Annotated in this window: 15 protein-coding genes and 2 tRNA genes; 6 read left to right on the top strand and 11 right to left on the bottom strand. The window is 33.3% G+C overall.

Features of this window, described 5'->3' with window-relative positions; translation table 11 throughout:
* Nucleotides 1–35 precede the first annotated feature (35 nt).
* The gene (gene sucC, locus H6589_10180) at nucleotides 36–1247 is read left to right on the top strand and encodes an ADP-forming succinate--CoA ligase subunit beta (protein MCB9174965.1); all 1212 of its coding nucleotides are present in this window, start codon (nucleotides 36–38) and stop codon (nucleotides 1245–1247) included.
* Between the two features lie 68 nt (nucleotides 1248–1315).
* Here sucC and H6589_10185 read toward each other — a convergent pair whose 3' ends face one another.
* The 5 genes from H6589_10185 to radC form a co-directional block, all read right to left on the bottom strand.
* Entirely contained in the window at nucleotides 1316–2053 is a 738-nt protein-coding gene (locus H6589_10185; protein ID MCB9174966.1) for a CPBP family intramembrane metalloprotease, read from the bottom strand.
* A gap of 58 nt (nucleotides 2054–2111) precedes the next feature.
* The gene (locus tag H6589_10190) at nucleotides 2112–2543 is read right to left on the bottom strand and encodes a hypothetical protein (protein ID MCB9174967.1); all 432 of its coding nucleotides are present in this window, start codon (nucleotides 2541–2543) and stop codon (nucleotides 2112–2114) included.
* 76 nt (nucleotides 2544–2619) lie between these two features.
* The gene (gene upp / locus H6589_10195; GenBank protein ID MCB9174968.1) at nucleotides 2620–3270 is read right to left on the bottom strand and encodes a uracil phosphoribosyltransferase; all 651 of its coding nucleotides are present in this window, start codon (nucleotides 3268–3270) and stop codon (nucleotides 2620–2622) included.
* Nucleotides 3271–3323: 53 nt separating this feature from the next.
* Nucleotides 3324–4646: a polysaccharide deacetylase family protein gene (locus H6589_10200; protein ID MCB9174969.1), complete on the bottom strand. Its 1323-nt coding sequence runs from the start codon at nucleotides 4644–4646 to the stop codon at nucleotides 3324–3326.
* Nucleotides 4647–5339: a DNA repair protein RadC gene (radC, locus tag H6589_10205; GenBank protein MCB9174970.1), complete on the bottom strand. Its 693-nt coding sequence runs from the start codon at nucleotides 5337–5339 to the stop codon at nucleotides 4647–4649. It lies immediately after the preceding gene.
* Nucleotides 5340–5418: 79 nt separating this feature from the next.
* On the opposite strand from radC, the gene radA reads away from it, so the two are divergent.
* A complete protein-coding gene (gene radA / locus H6589_10210; GenBank protein ID MCB9174971.1) occupies nucleotides 5419–6792 on the top strand; it encodes a DNA repair protein RadA in 1374 nt (457 codons plus the stop codon).
* Between the two features lies 1 nt (nucleotide 6793).
* Here radA and H6589_10215 read toward each other — a convergent pair whose 3' ends face one another.
* From H6589_10215 to H6589_10225, 3 genes are read right to left on the bottom strand one after another with little or no spacing between them, the layout of a single operon-like run.
* Nucleotides 6794–7357, bottom strand: a complete 564-nt coding sequence (locus H6589_10215) for an aminoacyl-tRNA hydrolase (protein MCB9174972.1) — start codon at nucleotides 7355–7357, stop codon at nucleotides 6794–6796.
* Between the two features lie 9 nt (nucleotides 7358–7366).
* Nucleotides 7367–7996 (bottom strand): 50S ribosomal protein L25/general stress protein Ctc, encoded by a 630-nt coding sequence (locus H6589_10220; GenBank protein MCB9174973.1) that lies wholly within the window; start codon nucleotides 7994–7996, stop codon nucleotides 7367–7369.
* A 23-nt stretch (nucleotides 7997–8019) separates the two neighbouring features.
* Nucleotides 8020–8955, bottom strand: a complete 936-nt coding sequence (locus H6589_10225; protein MCB9174974.1) for a ribose-phosphate pyrophosphokinase — start codon at nucleotides 8953–8955, stop codon at nucleotides 8020–8022.
* A 151-nt stretch (nucleotides 8956–9106) separates the two neighbouring features.
* Between H6589_10225 and H6589_10230 the strand changes: the two genes are divergently transcribed.
* Together H6589_10230 and H6589_10235 are read left to right on the top strand one after the other, a co-directional pair.
* Nucleotides 9107–9186: transfer RNA gene (locus H6589_10230), tRNA-Leu, on the top strand.
* A gap of 61 nt (nucleotides 9187–9247) precedes the next feature.
* Nucleotides 9248–10180: a hypothetical protein gene (locus H6589_10235; GenBank protein ID MCB9174975.1), complete on the top strand. Its 933-nt coding sequence runs from the start codon at nucleotides 9248–9250 to the stop codon at nucleotides 10178–10180.
* Between the two features lie 278 nt (nucleotides 10181–10458).
* On the opposite strand, the gene H6589_10240 is transcribed toward H6589_10235, so the two are convergent.
* Nucleotides 10459–10532: transfer RNA gene (locus H6589_10240), tRNA-Asn, on the bottom strand.
* A 112-nt stretch (nucleotides 10533–10644) separates the two neighbouring features.
* On the opposite strand from H6589_10240, the gene H6589_10245 reads away from it, so the two are divergent.
* The gene (locus H6589_10245; protein MCB9174976.1) at nucleotides 10645–11646 is read left to right on the top strand and encodes an adenosine kinase; all 1002 of its coding nucleotides are present in this window, start codon (nucleotides 10645–10647) and stop codon (nucleotides 11644–11646) included.
* Between the two features lie 67 nt (nucleotides 11647–11713).
* On the opposite strand, the gene H6589_10250 is transcribed toward H6589_10245, so the two are convergent.
* Together H6589_10250 and hemC are read right to left on the bottom strand one after the other, a co-directional pair.
* Complete coding sequence (locus H6589_10250; protein ID MCB9174977.1) at nucleotides 11714–12451, bottom strand: uroporphyrinogen-III synthase; 738 nt, start codon at nucleotides 12449–12451, stop codon at nucleotides 11714–11716.
* Complete coding sequence (hemC, locus tag H6589_10255) at nucleotides 12426–14621, bottom strand: hydroxymethylbilane synthase (protein ID MCB9174978.1); 2196 nt, start codon at nucleotides 14619–14621, stop codon at nucleotides 12426–12428. Before hemC ends, H6589_10250 begins: the two co-directional genes overlap by 26 nt.
* Before the next feature lie 275 nt (nucleotides 14622–14896).
* Between hemC and H6589_10260 the strand changes: the two genes are divergently transcribed.
* Nucleotides 14897–15145, top strand: a complete 249-nt coding sequence (locus H6589_10260) for a hypothetical protein (protein MCB9174979.1) — start codon at nucleotides 14897–14899, stop codon at nucleotides 15143–15145.
* Nucleotides 15146–15214 lie beyond the last annotated feature (69 nt).

Genomic DNA, 15214 nt, shown 5'->3' on the forward strand with positions numbered 1-15214 from the left:
CTTTTGAACCTCAAAATAAATAAAATCTTCTATACATGAACATACACGAATATCAAGGAAAATCTTTATTAAAACGTTATGGAGTAGCCATACAAGAAGGTATTGTAGCTGATACTCCTCAACAAGCAGTTGAAGCAGCTAAGGAATTAAATAAATTAACTGGAACAACTTGGTATGTGGTAAAAGCTCAAATTCATGCTGGTGGTAGAGGTAAAGGTGTTGTAACCGAAACAGGTTCTCATGGTGTAGTTTTAGCTAAAGGCTTGGATAAAGTTGAAGATATTGCAAAGGGTATATTGGGAGGGCATTTAGTTACTGCTCAAACCAATGCAAAAGGAAAATTAGTGAGCAAGGTGTTAATTGCACAAGATGTTTATTATCCAGGAGAATCAGAAACAGAAGAGTTTTACATGTCGGTTTTAATGAACCGTGAAACAGGACGAAATGTAATTATGTACTCTCCTGAAGGAGGTATGGATATTGAGCATGTTGCTGAACATACGCCACACTTAATTTTTAAAGAAGAAATTGACCCTAAGGTTGGTTTACAAGGATTTCAAGCAAGAAGAATTGCTTTTAATTTAGGGCTGTCTGGAGAAGCATTTAAGCAAATGACTAAATTTGTTTTTGCATTGTATGCTGCATACGAAGGTACAGACGCTTCAATGTTTGAAATTAATCCAGTTTTAAAAACATCAGATAATAAAGTAATTGCTGTTGATGCAAAAGTAAATGTGGATGACAGTGCATTATATAGACATAAGGATATTGCAGAAATGCATGACCCAACAGAAGAAGATCCAACTGAATTAGAAGCTAAAGCTGCGGGGTTAAACTTTGTTAAATTAGATGGTAATGTTGGATGTATGGTAAATGGTGCTGGTTTAGCAATGGCTACTATGGACATTATTAAATTCTCTGGTGGTTCACCAGCTAACTTTTTAGATGTTGGTGGTACTGCTAATGCAGAAAGAGTTGAAAAAGCATTTAGAATTATTTTAAAAGACCCAAATGTAAAAGCTATTTTGGTAAACATTTTTGGAGGAATTGTTCGTTGTGATAGAGTTGCTCAAGGTGTTGTTGATGCATATAAAAACATTGGCGATATTCCTGTTCCAATTATTGTTCGTTTACAAGGAACTAATGCAATTGAAGCTAAAAAATTAATTGACGATTCAGGCTTGAAAGTTCTTTCGGCCGTATTGTTAAAAGAAGCTGCTGATAAGGTAAAGGAAGTGCTAGCATAATTAAAATAAGTTGTTAAAATAAAAAAAAGCGAGGTATATACCTCGCTTTTTTTTATTTTAACAAAGATTCATTTAAAAAAAATATTTTTTAACTTGAAGGGTTTATTCCAACTTGATAACATAATAATCCAGAATATAATAGAAAAAGAGAAAATTATAAATGTTTGCGTGTTAGCGAATTCAATCAATAAATTAAACCAAGCATGAAGTGTTACTGCTACAATAATTGATTTGGATTTGTTTACACTTTCTCCAAAAATGTAGGAGAGAATTGAGTTAGGTAAAATAAAAATAAGAGGTCTTAATATTCTTGCAAATATTCCACCTGATAAGGTTCGGGTTGTAAAATGCCAAAACTCCCACATAGCCCCAATAATAAGGTAGCGTTTCCATTTAGGAAGATGATTTAGTTGATCTTGCATAAATCCACGCCAGCCTAGTTCTTCACCAAGAGTAAACAGAAATACTCCACCTAAGTATATTATAATTTTAGTAAAAGATACATTATACTCTCCCCAAAAAATAAAAGCAATCATAGGTACTCCCCAAAACAAAAGACTTCTTAAAATTGAGGTTCCGAACAAGGTGATTGTTTTAATAACTTTTTCCTTAAAGATTAAACTACAAATAATAGCAGACAATCCTGGACCCCACATAATTAGGCTTGTTTTAATAACAATATCTAAATCTAAGCCTTCCCAATGATCTGAATAGACATCCCTCCATAAAAAGAATGGCCAAGAAAATAAACAGGCTAAAAAATAGTATACTATTATTGGTTTATATCGTACTAAGAATATCTTCATATACAACCATGTAAAGATAAGTTATCTCTGAATGTGTTGTATAAAGAGGACAGATTATTTACAAATACAACTTTATTAAGGGTAATACAACCGACCAAAAAACAACAGCTAATAGAAGTATAGGAATAGTTGTTTTTTTATTAGCATAAAACCTCGAGGCTAAAAAACATCCAATTGGAATAGAAAAGAAAATAGGCATTAAAAAAGCGATGCCATAAATACCATATTTCGATTTTATTTTTACAATGATTCTATTTTGCCGAGTAAATACTTTTCGAGGTTTACTACGTTTAATAAAGCGATTTAATAATCGGTTTACAAAAGCACTAAAGTAATAAAATACAAAAACTCCTATTGTGCCACCCGCAATTAAAATAAGTACAGTTTGAAAGTATGGGTAGCCTTTGTCGGTTAATAAATAACCAGCAGCAAACAAAAATTTGATTGCCGTAAAGACCAATAATAATCCTATTTCAAAAATAACCGACATGAACAATTAATTTGTACAAAGGTAATTAAAAACATATATATAAATATATATTTATAAATATTTAATTTAAATAGAATTATTCTTTTGAGCCGAAAGCCAAATCGCCAGCATCTCCTAAGCCAGGAACAATGTATGATTGAGCGGTTAGTTCTTCATCAATTGCACCCACCCAAATGGTAGTATTTTCTGGTAAATGTCGTTTAACGTAATCTAGCCCAAGTGTGCTAGCAATTAAAATTACAACGTGTAATTTTTTTGGAGAACCTTTTTGCAACAATGCTTTATACGTAACTACTATAGATGCCCCAGAAGCCAACATAGGGTCGGATAAAATAATTGTTCTATCTGTTAAGTCCGGGCTTGCTAAATACTCTAATTCGATATCAAAACTACCATCCTTGTGGTGTTTTCGGTAAGCAGAAACAAAGGCGTTATCCGATTTATCGAAATAATTTAATAAACCTTGATGAACAGGTAATCCTGCACGTAAAATTGTAGATAAAACGGGTTGTTCTTTAATCAATTTTATATTGGAGACTCCTAAAGGTGTAGTCACTTCCTGTTCTTCATAAACTAGTTTCTTGCTTATTTCATAGGCAAAAATTTCTCCTAAACGCTCGCAATTTCTTCTAAAACGCATGCTGTCTTGCTGAATTTTCTCATCTCTAATTTCAGCAATAAACTGATTAAAAATAGAGTTGTGAGAGCCTAGGTTTATAATTTCCATTGAAATAAGTTAAAAGTTATAAAATTTAATTTGCTAAGTTAGTTTTTTTATAGTTAACTAATCCTTTCTTTTGGAGGGGTTGAGGAGGCTTTTTCTAATACATTAATGTAAACCTCTTTCCAGCCTTTCCATAAGCCTTGTTCTGATAATGATTCGTTATGCCATACACTCACAAATGTTCCGTTTACCGATTTTACCACATCAATTAATTCGTTTATTTCTTTAATAGCTTCTTGAGGAGTGGCCTTTAAATAGTATTTAAATGTGGCTTCCATGGCAACGAAAGGAATAATTTTTAAATCGGTTTGCTTTTCGATGTCTAAATCGTAAAAATAAAATGGAGAACAAATACTTGCCCTAAAACCAGGCTGACCAGAGTAACCCATGGTAAAATCTTCTAAAATATCGTTATCGATTAAGTTACGGTAAGTAGAAGGTAGGGTTAGTTTTAAAAAATGCTGGCGACTCTTTTTAACATCGCGATGGGTAATGTTTTTTAGTCGTGTTATTTCTTTAATTAAAATAGATACTTCTTTATTTGAAGCATAAGATGGGTGTATGCCTACCTCATAATAATCGGCTAACGATTTTATTAATGCTTGAAATTTTTGATTTTTTACTGGAATGTTTTTATCGTTAAAACCGTAATCGCCCAACAAAAAAAAGTAAATAGGCCTGATGTTGTATTTTTTATGAATTTCAAATTGGTCGTCGTAGGTATCGTAAGGGTCTTTGGCTTTATTGAGTAGTACAGCAACTCTTTGTTTAAAGTCGTTGCCTTTTACCAATGCTTTTAGTAAGCCAGCAACAATTCGCATAATACCTTTGTTTTTGTAAGCGTAAGCATTATCAATATCAATGGTTGAAATGTACTCGAATTTTTTTTCTGGAAAAACAAATTGAGGATAATGACTTTTTACAATTTCAGCAATTTCATTTGCCCAAATGTTAATTAAGGGTTTTTTTAAGAATTTTTGCTGATAAGCCAAACTTTCGGATGCAGTAAATCGATCAAACTGGTCACGGATTTGAGGTAAATACTCTTCATATCGTGTAGCCAAATAAAAACTAGCAGCAAAAACATCAAAAGGCATGGATGAATCGGAGCTAACTCTAAAAAAACATTTGTTTTGTTTGTGTTCGAAAAACTCAATTTCTTGTTCTTTTATCCCATTTTCGAACAATAAATACGATGGTTTAAAAAATATTCCAGATTCTGTTTTGTGGTTGCTATAATTGATTTTTGGAAAATTACTGATTTCAAAATCTGTTTTGTTTTCAGTAAAGGTTACTTCGGTTTTTAGTATATCGATAAAAATTAACCTAAAAATGTATTTGGTTCTATTGGTTATTTTATGTGAATAAACTAAAATCATTTACAGCAAGTTTTCGTCTGCAAAGCTAAAGTAATTATTGTTGCCTACAATAATATGGTCAATAACTGGTGTATCCATTAAAACACCAATTTCTTTTAGCTTTTTGGTGAGCTTAATGTCTTCGTTGCTAGGGGTAAGGTTTCCGCTTGGGTGATTGTGGCATAAAATTATAGCCGAAGCCAAGTGATTGACCGCATTTTTAAAAATAATTTTTCCGTCGGCAACTGTTCCAGTAACTCCACCTTTACTGATGTGTTCTTTTTTTATGACTTCGTTTTTACGATTTAGATACAATACCCAAAATTCTTCGTGAGGCAAATCGCTCAACACATCGCTAATAATTTCGTAAGCTATTTTGCTAGAGGTTATTTTTGATGATTTTTCGGTGATACTTTCTTTTCTCCTTCTACCTAATTCTAGTGCTGATGCAATACTGATGGCTTTTGCTTCGCCAATACCTTTAAATTGCATTAAGTCGGTTAAGCTGAGTTTTGCCAATTGGTTGAGGTCATTGTTTACACTTGATAAAATGCGTTTTGCTAATTCAACAGCGGTTTCATTTTTGTTGCCCGAACCAATTAAAATGGCAATCAGTTCCGCATCCGACAAAGCATTTTTGCCTTTTAGCAATAGCTTCTCCCGAGGGCGATCTTCCTCTGCCCAACTCTTGATATTTAGTTTTTCGGCTTGCATAAGGTAAAGATAGGAATAACTAAAACTAGTTTTATTGAAACCGATGTTTTTGTTTAATTTGGCTTTTTAAATTTTTGTTGTGGCTAAAACCAAAGTAAAAACTACCTTTTTTTGTCAAAGTTGTGGCGCTCAATTCCCGAAATGGGTGGGCAAGTGTAGTTCGTGTAACGAATGGAATACCATTGCGGAAGAAGTTGTTTCAAAACCTGATAAATCGGATTTTAATGTTGCTTTTAACATTAATCGAACCAGTAAACCACAATTAATTGAAGACATTCAACTTGCTGATATTCCACGTATAAAATTACCAGGAACAGAATTGAGTAGAGTGTTGGGTGGTGGTTTAGTTCCTGGTTCGTTGGTGCTTTTTGGTGGCGACCCAGGTATTGGTAAATCTACCTTAATGTTGCAAATGGCATTGCGATTAAAAGGTAAAAAAACCTTGTATGTGTCGGGCGAAGAAAGTGAGCAACAAATTAAAATGCGTGCAGAACGTATCGGTAACAAAAATCCCGATTGTTATATTTTAACAGAAACATCAACTCAACATATTTTTCATCACATTAAAGAATTAAATCCTGATGTGTTGGTGATAGATTCTATTCAAACCTTGCATACTTCAACTATTGATTCATCGCCTGGTAGTATTTCTCAAGTTAGAGAATGTACCGCTGAATTGATGAAATATGCCAAAGAAACACATACTCCCGTATTTTTGGTGGGGCATATTACTAAAGATGGAACCATTGCAGGGCCAAAAATTTTAGAACACATGGTTGATGTGGTGTTGCAATTCGAAGGAGACAGAAACCATATCTACCGTTTGTTACGCTCTATTAAAAATCGTTTTGGTTCAACCAACGAGTTGGGTATTTATGAAATGTATGGCGAAGGTTTGAAAGAAGTTGAAAATCCATCAGAAATATTAATCAGCAACAAAGAAGAGCAATTGAGTGGTTCGGCTATTTCAGCAACCATGGAAGGGAATAGACCATTATTGATTGAAATTCAAGCATTGGTAAGTACTGCTGCTTATGGTAATCCGCAACGTTCATCAACTGGTTTTGATTCAAGAAGATTAAATATGTTGTTGGCTGTATTGGAAAAACGTTGTGGGTTCAGACTATCACAAAAAGATGTGTTTTTAAACATTGCTGGTGGTATTAAAGTGGATGACCCTGCAATTGATTTAGCTGTAATTAGTGCTGTTTTATCAAGCGGCGAAGATGTGTATATTCCTTCAAATGTTTGTTTTGCTGCCGAGGTTGGTTTAAGTGGTGAAATTCGTCCAGTCAGTAGAATTGATCAACGGATTTCTGAAGCAGAAAAATTGGGGTTCGAAAAAATATTTGTTTCTAAATACAACAAAAAAGGCTTAACCAAAACAAGTCCAAAAATTCAAGTGATTTTTGTTTCAAGAGTAGATGAGGTTTTTTCTGCGTTGTTTGGGTAAATTACTTCCCGTTAAACTCGCTCATTGTTCTTCCTATGCCAATTGTTCCAAAGCTTTTTATAGCTTCAGAGGCTTTTGTTAAGCGTTCAGGTAAAAGTACTTGTTCTTCGGGAGCAAAATTGCCCAATACATGATTGATTTGTTTACCTTGAACAAAGTCGCTACCTACTCCAAAACGTAATCGAGGGTAGTTGGGATGACCTAATGATTCAGCTATATTTTTTAATCCATTATGTCCGCCATCACTTCCTTTTCCTTTTAAACGGATTGTTCCAAAGGGTAAAGCAATGTCGTCGGTAATAACTAAAAGATTTTCAGCAGAAATTTTTTCTTGTTGGAGGTAGTAGTTTACAGCTTTGCCACTCAGGTTCATATAGGTTGAAGGTTTTACCAAAATAAAAGTCCTTCCTTTAAATTTTAGGGTAGCAGTAGAGCCAAGTTTGTTTGGCTCAAAAAAAATATTGGATGCCTTAGCTAAGGCATCCAATATCATAAATCCAATATTATGTCTAGTATTTTCGTATTCTGAGCCAATATTGCCCAATCCTACAATTAAATACTTCATAGTTGTTAATTATTCAGCAACAGCTTCGGTTGTAGCTTCAGCACCTTCAGCATCACCTTCAGCACCTTCCTCTTCTTCATCAGAAGCAGAAACAGCAGCTCTACTCATTTTAACAGCAACAACAACAGCGTTAGGAGCGTCTAATAAAGTTAAACCAGCAACTTTAATTTCGCCAACTTTAATTGATTGTCCAATTTTTAATGGAGTAATATCAACAGTAATCGCTTCTGGTAAAGCTTCAGCTAGTCCTCTAACTCTTAATCTTCTGGTTACAGTTCTTAATTTACCACCATTTAATACACCTTTAGATGTACCTGTAATTTTAATTGGTAACATTACTGTTACTTCTTTTCCAGGAATTACTTCTAGAAAATCAACGTGTAAAACTTTGTCAGTTACTGGGTGGAACTGTATTTCTTTAATGATAGATCTAACAGTAGTACCGTCAATATTCAAATCAACAAAATATACGTTTGGTGAATGGATGATTTTTCCAAAAGGAATGTCATCTACCATAAAGTGAATATTTTCTTTTCCTCCGTATAATACAGCTGGAATTTTGTCTTCTTTTCTAAGGGATTTAGCATCAGATGATCCTCTATCAGTTCTTTTATTTCCTTTTAATGCTATTGATTTCATGGTTATTTAAATTATATTATTTTTTAGCAAATGAATGTGTTACTTATTGATTCGTGATGAAATACTTTTTTGATGATATCTGAAAACAAATCAGCCACCGAAAGTACTCTTATTTTATCAGATTGTTGAGATAACGGTATAGAATCTGTTACGATTAATTCAGTTAGTTGAGAGTTTTCTATTCTTTCGTATGCCTTGCCCGATAGTATTGCGTGTGTTGCAATTGCTCTAACGCTTGTTGCACCGTTTGCCATCATAATGTCGGCAGCTTTTGTAAGTGTACCAGCAGTATCAACCATATCATCAACAATAATAACATCTCTACCAGCTACTTCACCAATTAAAAACATGTCTTCAATTACGTTAGCTTTTTTACGTTGTTTGTAACATACAGCTACTTCAGCGTGTAAAAATTTAGCATAAGCATTGGCACGTTTGGTTCCGCCCATATCAGGAGAAGCCATGGTTAAGTTTTCAAGATTTAAACTTTGAATGTAAGGTATAAAAATAGTTGAGGCAAATAAATGGTCAACGGGTACTTCAAAAAATCCTTGAATTTGGTCAGCATGCAAGTCCATGGTCATTACTCTAGTAACACCAGCAGAAGCAAGCATGTTAGCTACCAATTTTGCTCCTATCGGAACTCTAGGTTTATCTTTTCTATCTTGACGAGCCAAACCGAAATAAGGCATTATAGCAACTACTCTTCTGGCTGAGGCACGTTTTGCTGCATCAATCATCATTAATAGTTCCATTAAATTATCGGCAGGAGGAAAAGTAGATTGAACAATAAAAACATCAGCACCTCTAACCGATTCCTCGAAAGAAGGCTGAAACTCTCCATCACTAAAGGTATTAATGATGACATTACCTAACGAAACACCGTAAGCTTTAGCAATTTTTTCTGCTAAATACATCGATGCTCTACCGCTAAATATTTTTACTGTTGGTTCAATCATGGTAACTCCTTAAAATCAAAAGGGCTGCAAATTTATTAATTTATTAATACTAAGCCAAATAAATCATTAAAACTATTGCACTTTTTTTTAAAAAATCTTTTCAAATTCAAAAGTAATGAATATTTTCGCACTCTCAATTTAATTTGAGTTTGCCCGAGTGGCGGAATTGGTAGACGCGCACGACTCAAACTCGTGTTCTTACGAGTGCCGGTTCGACTCCGGCCTCGGGTACAAAAACCTCCTAAAGCAATTTAGGAGGTTTTTTGTTTGTGGGTTTGTAAATTATTTAAACATGAAAAAATTACTGTTTGTATTTATCATTTGTTGTTCATTTAATGGGTTTGGGCAAGTGGAAATTTATGATTCATTAAATATTGGTAATGAAATAAATTCTTTTTCAATATCAATAGATAAGAAACATATTGTTACCTCAGCTGGTAAGAAATCGCCTGATTTATTAATAATTGATTTAGATACAAAGGAGATTGTCAAGAAAATAAAAGTTCATTCAAAAGCTATAAGACGAATACAATTCAGTCCTAATGGTAAATATTTAGCAACGGGTTCATCTGATAATTCAATTACCATTCTAAATGCTGAAAATTATGAAGTGCTTCATAAATTAAAGGGTACTCAAAAGATTATAAACGATTTGTGTTTTTTTGGGGAGGATAGGTTGGCGACATCATCAGTAGATGGGACTGTTGTATTATGGGATATTATTAAAGGGGAACAGATTAATTTATTTGATACTAAATGTAAATACATTAGTTGGCTTTCGTACGATTCTGAGAAATCAGTGTTATTAATCTCAGCTAATAATATTAAGGAAAAAAATTCAATTTTGTATTTTCTTAATGAAACACTTCAACCAGTTAATCAAATTAAAATAGACTTTATGTGTACAGTTAAATATTTACCTGAATGTCAAATGATTTTAGCCGAAAACTCTAAAACACATGTTGTAAGTTCAATAGATTCTCAGGGTAGAATTATAAACGATTATAACCGACATGAAGATTGGGTTTATTATTTTGTTGGAATAAATAATTGTGAGTACATTGTTTCAACTTCACATGACAAATCTTTAAAAATATATAAGAATGATGCGTGTATATTTAATATGAATTTTGAAGGAAAAACATTTAAAATCGAAAAGCTATCAGATAATAATTTTGCTTGTATGGATATGAATGGAGTAATAAAATTTATAAGGATTAATTAGAAAAGAACAAGCCCTCATTCCATTTCAATTTACATGTTTCTTAGGGACAAATCAACGTAAATTTTACAGTTAAACAGATTTTAAATTTCTAATACCATGTATTCAAAAAATCATTATCATATGGTTATATGAAGAAGTTGATCTTTGCAGTTTTCAGGAACTAACTAAATACAATCAATACTTTTTTATTTGTCCATTCTTTCATTAGTATAATCAATTATATATGCAAATAAAAAAAGGTTACAAACAAATTAATGCTGTAACCTTCTCTATTGTTGCTCCCCCTCTTGGGCTCGAACCAAGGACCCTCTGATTAACAGTCAGATGCTCTAACCAGCTGAGCTAAGGAGGAATTTCCGTTAATCGGGGTGCAATATTAGTTGAAAGTTTTTAATTATACAATATATTTGCAGAAAAATTAAATTAAAATTTTTTGAAATTATTAACTCTTAATTAATTGTAGAATGAACAAAAAGTATAATGTATTTGGAATTGGTAACGCTTTAGTTGATATTGTAACCGAAGTTGATGATCAGTTCTTAAAAAGTCACAACATAGAAAAAGGATTGATGACTTTAGTTGATGAAGAACATCAAACCAGAATTTCAAATGCTATTAACATGAGCAAAAGTAACAAACAATGCGGGGGTTCAGCTGCAAATTCAGTTATTGCGGTTAGTCAATTTGGTGGGTCGAGCTTTTATTCTTGTAAGGTTGCTAATGATGAATTAGGTGATTTCTACATGAAAGATTTGAAAGCGAATGGTGTAGATACGAATTTGCGTAGTGGTGGTCTTGAAGCTGGAATTACAGGTAAATGTTTGGTAATGACTACTGATGATGCATCAAGAACAATGAATACTTTTTTAGGCATAACTTCAAATTATTCGAGAGCTGAAATTAAAGAAGAAGCTCTTAAAGATTCGCAGTATTTATATATAGAAGGTTATTTAGTAACATCTGAGAATGGATTAGATGCCATGAAATATGCAAAAAAACTTGCTGAGGAAAATGGAGTAAAAACAGCATTAACATTCTCCGACCCTTCTATGGTAAAATATTTTAAGGAACCTATGGAATCTGTTATTGGAGCAAGTGTTGATTTATTGTTTTGTAATGAAGAAGAAGCGATGCTATATACAGGCAAGGATAATCTTACCGAAGCAAGAGAAGAACTTAAAAAAGCTGCAAGAAGATTTGTTATTACTTTAGGTGCAAATGGAGCAATGATTTTTGATGGAGATACATTTGTAGATATTGAACCTTATAAGGTTAAAGCAATTGATACGAACGGTGCTGGCGATTTATTTTCGGGAGCTTTTCTTTATGGAATTACAAATGGACATAGCTTTGCAGATTCAGGAAAATTGGCATCACTTGCATCATCTCAAGTGGTAACGCAGTTTGGACCTCGACTTGAATGGCATCAAGCAAAAGATATTTTAAATAAGTTGCACAATGCTTAATTATTTAAGTTGTATTAGAGCTAAAAAACAAAAGCGGGTTTCAATTTTGAAACCCCCTTTTGTTTTTTTAAGCATATAATTTCATTATTTCTTCAATAATACCATCTACGGTATGATTTTCAGCGGTAGCATCAATACCTAAATGACGTTTTTGAGCTTCTGCTGTGGTTGATGGACCAATAGAAATGGTATGAACTGTATCGAGTTTTATTTTATGTTTTCTAATCAAATCCATAAAGCTATTAACTGTCGATCCACTAGTAAAAGTAATTACATTTACTGGGGTATTTAAAACTTCTTCAATTTCTTCTTTCGAATATTCAACAGGTGAATTGTCGTAGATGGCAAGCGTTTTTATTTTTTTATTCTTTTTACCCAATATATCAACAATTGTGTTATTAGCTATTTTAGATTGTGGAATAAAAACACTTTCAGATTCCTTAACGGGAATTTCTTTTGCCAATTTCTGAGCAGTAGCTGCCGATGGTATAAAGTTTACTTTTAAACCTAATTTTTCGATGGTCTTTTTAGTTTGCGAACCAACTGCGGCAATTTTTGATTTTACTTCCTTTGGATTGATTTCATCAAAAAAACATTTTACCGCTACACCGCTAGTAAATACTAACCAGTCAAAATTATTTTTAGAATAAGTTTCAACTAAAAGTTGAGTGTTAATTGGTTTAAGTTCAATTAATGGGAAAATAACAGGTGTTGCACCTAGTTTTTCAAGTTTTTCTGCAAATTCGTTGCTTTGTTCAATGGGTCTAGGTATTAAAACCTTAACACGACTTAGAGGTTGTTTCACTTAGTTGCTCCTTTTTTTTTAAATCAATTTCTTTTTTCAAGTCTAATGCTAAACTACGAGCAAGCTCTCTACGGTCTTCTACCTTCCCATTTATAGTTTTTCTGGCAAAATATTCACCATCTTCTGTTGCAAAAACACCTTGTATTTTAATGTCGGTAGTGGTTGCCTGAGCATAAGCTGCAATAGGTAAGTTACATCCTCCACCTAGTGCAATTAAAAAAGCTCTTTCGGCATCGGCAGCATATTTTGTCGGTTCGTGTCGTAATTTTTTTACCAAATCTAACACATAACCTTCCTTGTCAATGGTTTCTATACCTAAAATACCCTGACCAACAGCTGGGAGCATAATGTCTACATCAAGCAATTCTGTAGCATAATCAATCATGTTTAATCTACGCAAACCTGCTGCTGCTAAAATAATCGCATCGTATTCACCACTTTCCATTTTTTGGATTCTACCATCTACATTTCCTTGAATAAATTTATAATTTAAATCAGGTCGAATTTGTTTTAGCTGAGCTGAACGACGTAAACTGCCTGTTCCAATAGTTGCACCAGCAGGTAATTCTTTTAATTTTTTTCCAGTTTTAGAGATAAATACATCTCTACAATCTTCTCTTTCTGTAATTGGGATAACTCTCAAACCATTAACTTCTTCAGTAGGAATATCTTTATAACTGTGTATGGCAATATCAATTTCGCCTGCTAACATGGAGCGTTGCAAAGCTGATGTAAATGCTCCTACAACATCAATGTTACCATCGTCGCCGCTTGTTCTTATTATTTTGGTTTCGAATTCGTAATCGGGTTGTATGGCTTTTAATTGGTCAACCACCCAATTGGTTTGAGTTAGAGCCAATTTGCTGCCTCTTGTGCCAACAATTATTTTACGTTTAGGAACAAAAATATCTACATTATTAACGTCTAAAATTTGTTTTGCAGTATTAATAGGATTGTCTTGTAAATGTATGTTTTGAGCTATGTTTTTTATTCCGTCTATTGTTGGACTCGAAATTCTTCTTAACAAACGGTGCGAAAAACGCATTAGTAATTCTTTTTGATGGTCAGATAAATCACCCATTTTTGGGATAAGCCATTTAAGTTCTTCATCACGCAAGTCTTCTAAATTACTCCAATATGCTTCTATAACGGGTGCAACTCTTCGGTTTTTTAGCCAAACCATAAACCAATCCAATTCTTGATTTACTATTTTTCTTGCCAAAGGAATCTCATCATATCGTTTTAGAAGGCCATCGTAAGTAATTTTTTTGATGTCATCTAAATCGTATAACGATATATTGTTGTGATCTTTTAAGTTTGGATTAAAGTTTCTTGGAACTCCAAAATCAATAAATAATTTATTTCCACCTGTTTCTAATGCAAAATTTGCTCTTGGACATTTACTTTCTGCCATGGTTTCTTCATGTAGTAAGTTTATTTCTCCCTGAGTTCCGCCAACTACAATATTTGCTTCACCTAGCGCTTTGTGAATGTTTTGCATTTCCACAGGCGTCCCATTCCATTCATTAGCCATTTCTTTGGCTCTATCCATGTCGTGACTAGCAATGTATAACTTCTTTATTGATGTTCTGTCTAAAATAGTAGCAACTAAATTTGCCATATTTCCAGTACCTATAACTAAAAATGTAGAATCGGCAATGTTATACCCATGGTGTTCAATTAGTTCGAAACCTACCGTTGCTAACGAAGCAGAAAATTTACCAATGTTGGTTTCCAACCGCACTCTTTTTCCTGTATGAACAGCTTGTCGAATAAGTTCGTCCAAAACTGGACCTATTGATTGTTCTTCTCTCCCAATATCTAATGCATCTTTAATTTGTCCGCTAATTTGATGCTCGCCCACTGCCTGAGATTCTAATCCTGCAGCCGTAGAAAATAAATTGATGATAGCAATTTCGCTATCAGGTAATATGGATAAGTATTGGCGGTAATTGCCAAAGGTGTCAAAAAAATCAACAATTTCATTGTGACTATCTCCGTAAGCGTAAATAGATAAGCGGTTACAAGTGGAAATAATAAAAACTTCTTTGTAGTGCTTTTTTAAGGTTTGTATAGCTGCTCGGGTTTGCTCTTTGTTAAGGGCTAATCGTTCTCTTACAGCAATAGGTGCAAAACGGTGACTTAATTCTACTCCAACAATTTTATCCATATTCAATTATAATATCGATGCCAAAGTTATGAATTTATCTTGCGTTATATATGATAAAAGTCAACCCGTTTGACCAAAAGAAAATTAACAGTTTTTTAACAAATAATCCTCTATAAATCAATTTTAAGAAACATTTAGAGCCTTTTTAATCTGATTTGAATTAAATTATTTTTTAACTAATTAATAGTCAGTTAATTAAAATTATTATAAATGCTTTTTAATTATAAAAAAGTTGACATACATTTGCCTACCTAAAATTAATTAACAACATTATTATGAAAAAATTTATGATTTTACCAGTTGCTATGATAGCATTAATGGTAGTGGCTTGTGGTCCAAGTCAAGAAGAAATTGCTGCACAAGAACAAGCTGCTGCTGATTCAGTTGCTGCTTATGATGCACAAGTTGCTGCTGAAGCTGAAGCTGCTGCTGCTGCTGAAGCTGAAGCATTAGCTGCTGCTGAAGCTGCTGCTGCACAAGCTGCTGCTGATTCTGCTGCTGCTGCTGCACCTGCAAAAAAATAATTCTGATTCAATTTCAGAATTAATCAAAAAGGGCATTCTCAGAATGTCCTTTTTTGTTTTTACATAAAA

Source organism: Flavobacteriales bacterium (assembly GCA_020635795.1).
In the GTDB taxonomy this organism is placed as follows: Bacteria; Bacteroidota; Bacteroidia; order Flavobacteriales_E; family Vicingaceae; genus Vicingus.

Coding starts and splice junctions, on each gene's coding strand:
- sucC (MCB9174965.1), top strand. CDS start 36: ATGAACATACACGAATATCAAGGAAAATCTTTATTAAAACGTTATGGA.
- H6589_10185 (MCB9174966.1), bottom strand. CDS start 2,053: ATGAAGATATTCTTAGTACGATATAAACCAATAATAGTATACTATTTT.
- H6589_10190 (MCB9174967.1), bottom strand. CDS start 2,543: ATGTCGGTTATTTTTGAAATAGGATTATTATTGGTCTTTACGGCAATC.
- upp (MCB9174968.1), bottom strand. CDS start 3,270: ATGGAAATTATAAACCTAGGCTCTCACAACTCTATTTTTAATCAGTTT.
- H6589_10200 (MCB9174969.1), bottom strand. CDS start 4,646: ATGATTTTAGTTTATTCACATAAAATAACCAATAGAACCAAATACATT.
- radC (MCB9174970.1), bottom strand. CDS start 5,339: ATGCAAGCCGAAAAACTAAATATCAAGAGTTGGGCAGAGGAAGATCGC.
- H6589_10215 (MCB9174972.1), bottom strand. CDS start 7,357: ATGAAGTATTTAATTGTAGGATTGGGCAATATTGGCTCAGAATACGAA.
- H6589_10220 (MCB9174973.1), bottom strand. CDS start 7,996: ATGAAATCAATAGCATTAAAAGGAAATAAAAGAACTGATAGAGGATCA.
- H6589_10225 (MCB9174974.1), bottom strand. CDS start 8,955: ATGATTGAACCAACAGTAAAAATATTTAGCGGTAGAGCATCGATGTAT.
- H6589_10235 (MCB9174975.1), top strand. CDS start 9,248: ATGAAAAAATTACTGTTTGTATTTATCATTTGTTGTTCATTTAATGGG.
- H6589_10245 (MCB9174976.1), top strand. CDS start 10,645: ATGAACAAAAAGTATAATGTATTTGGAATTGGTAACGCTTTAGTTGAT.
- hemC (MCB9174978.1), bottom strand. CDS start 14,621: ATGGATAAAATTGTTGGAGTAGAATTAAGTCACCGTTTTGCACCTATT.
- H6589_10260 (MCB9174979.1), top strand. CDS start 14,897: ATGAAAAAATTTATGATTTTACCAGTTGCTATGATAGCATTAATGGTA.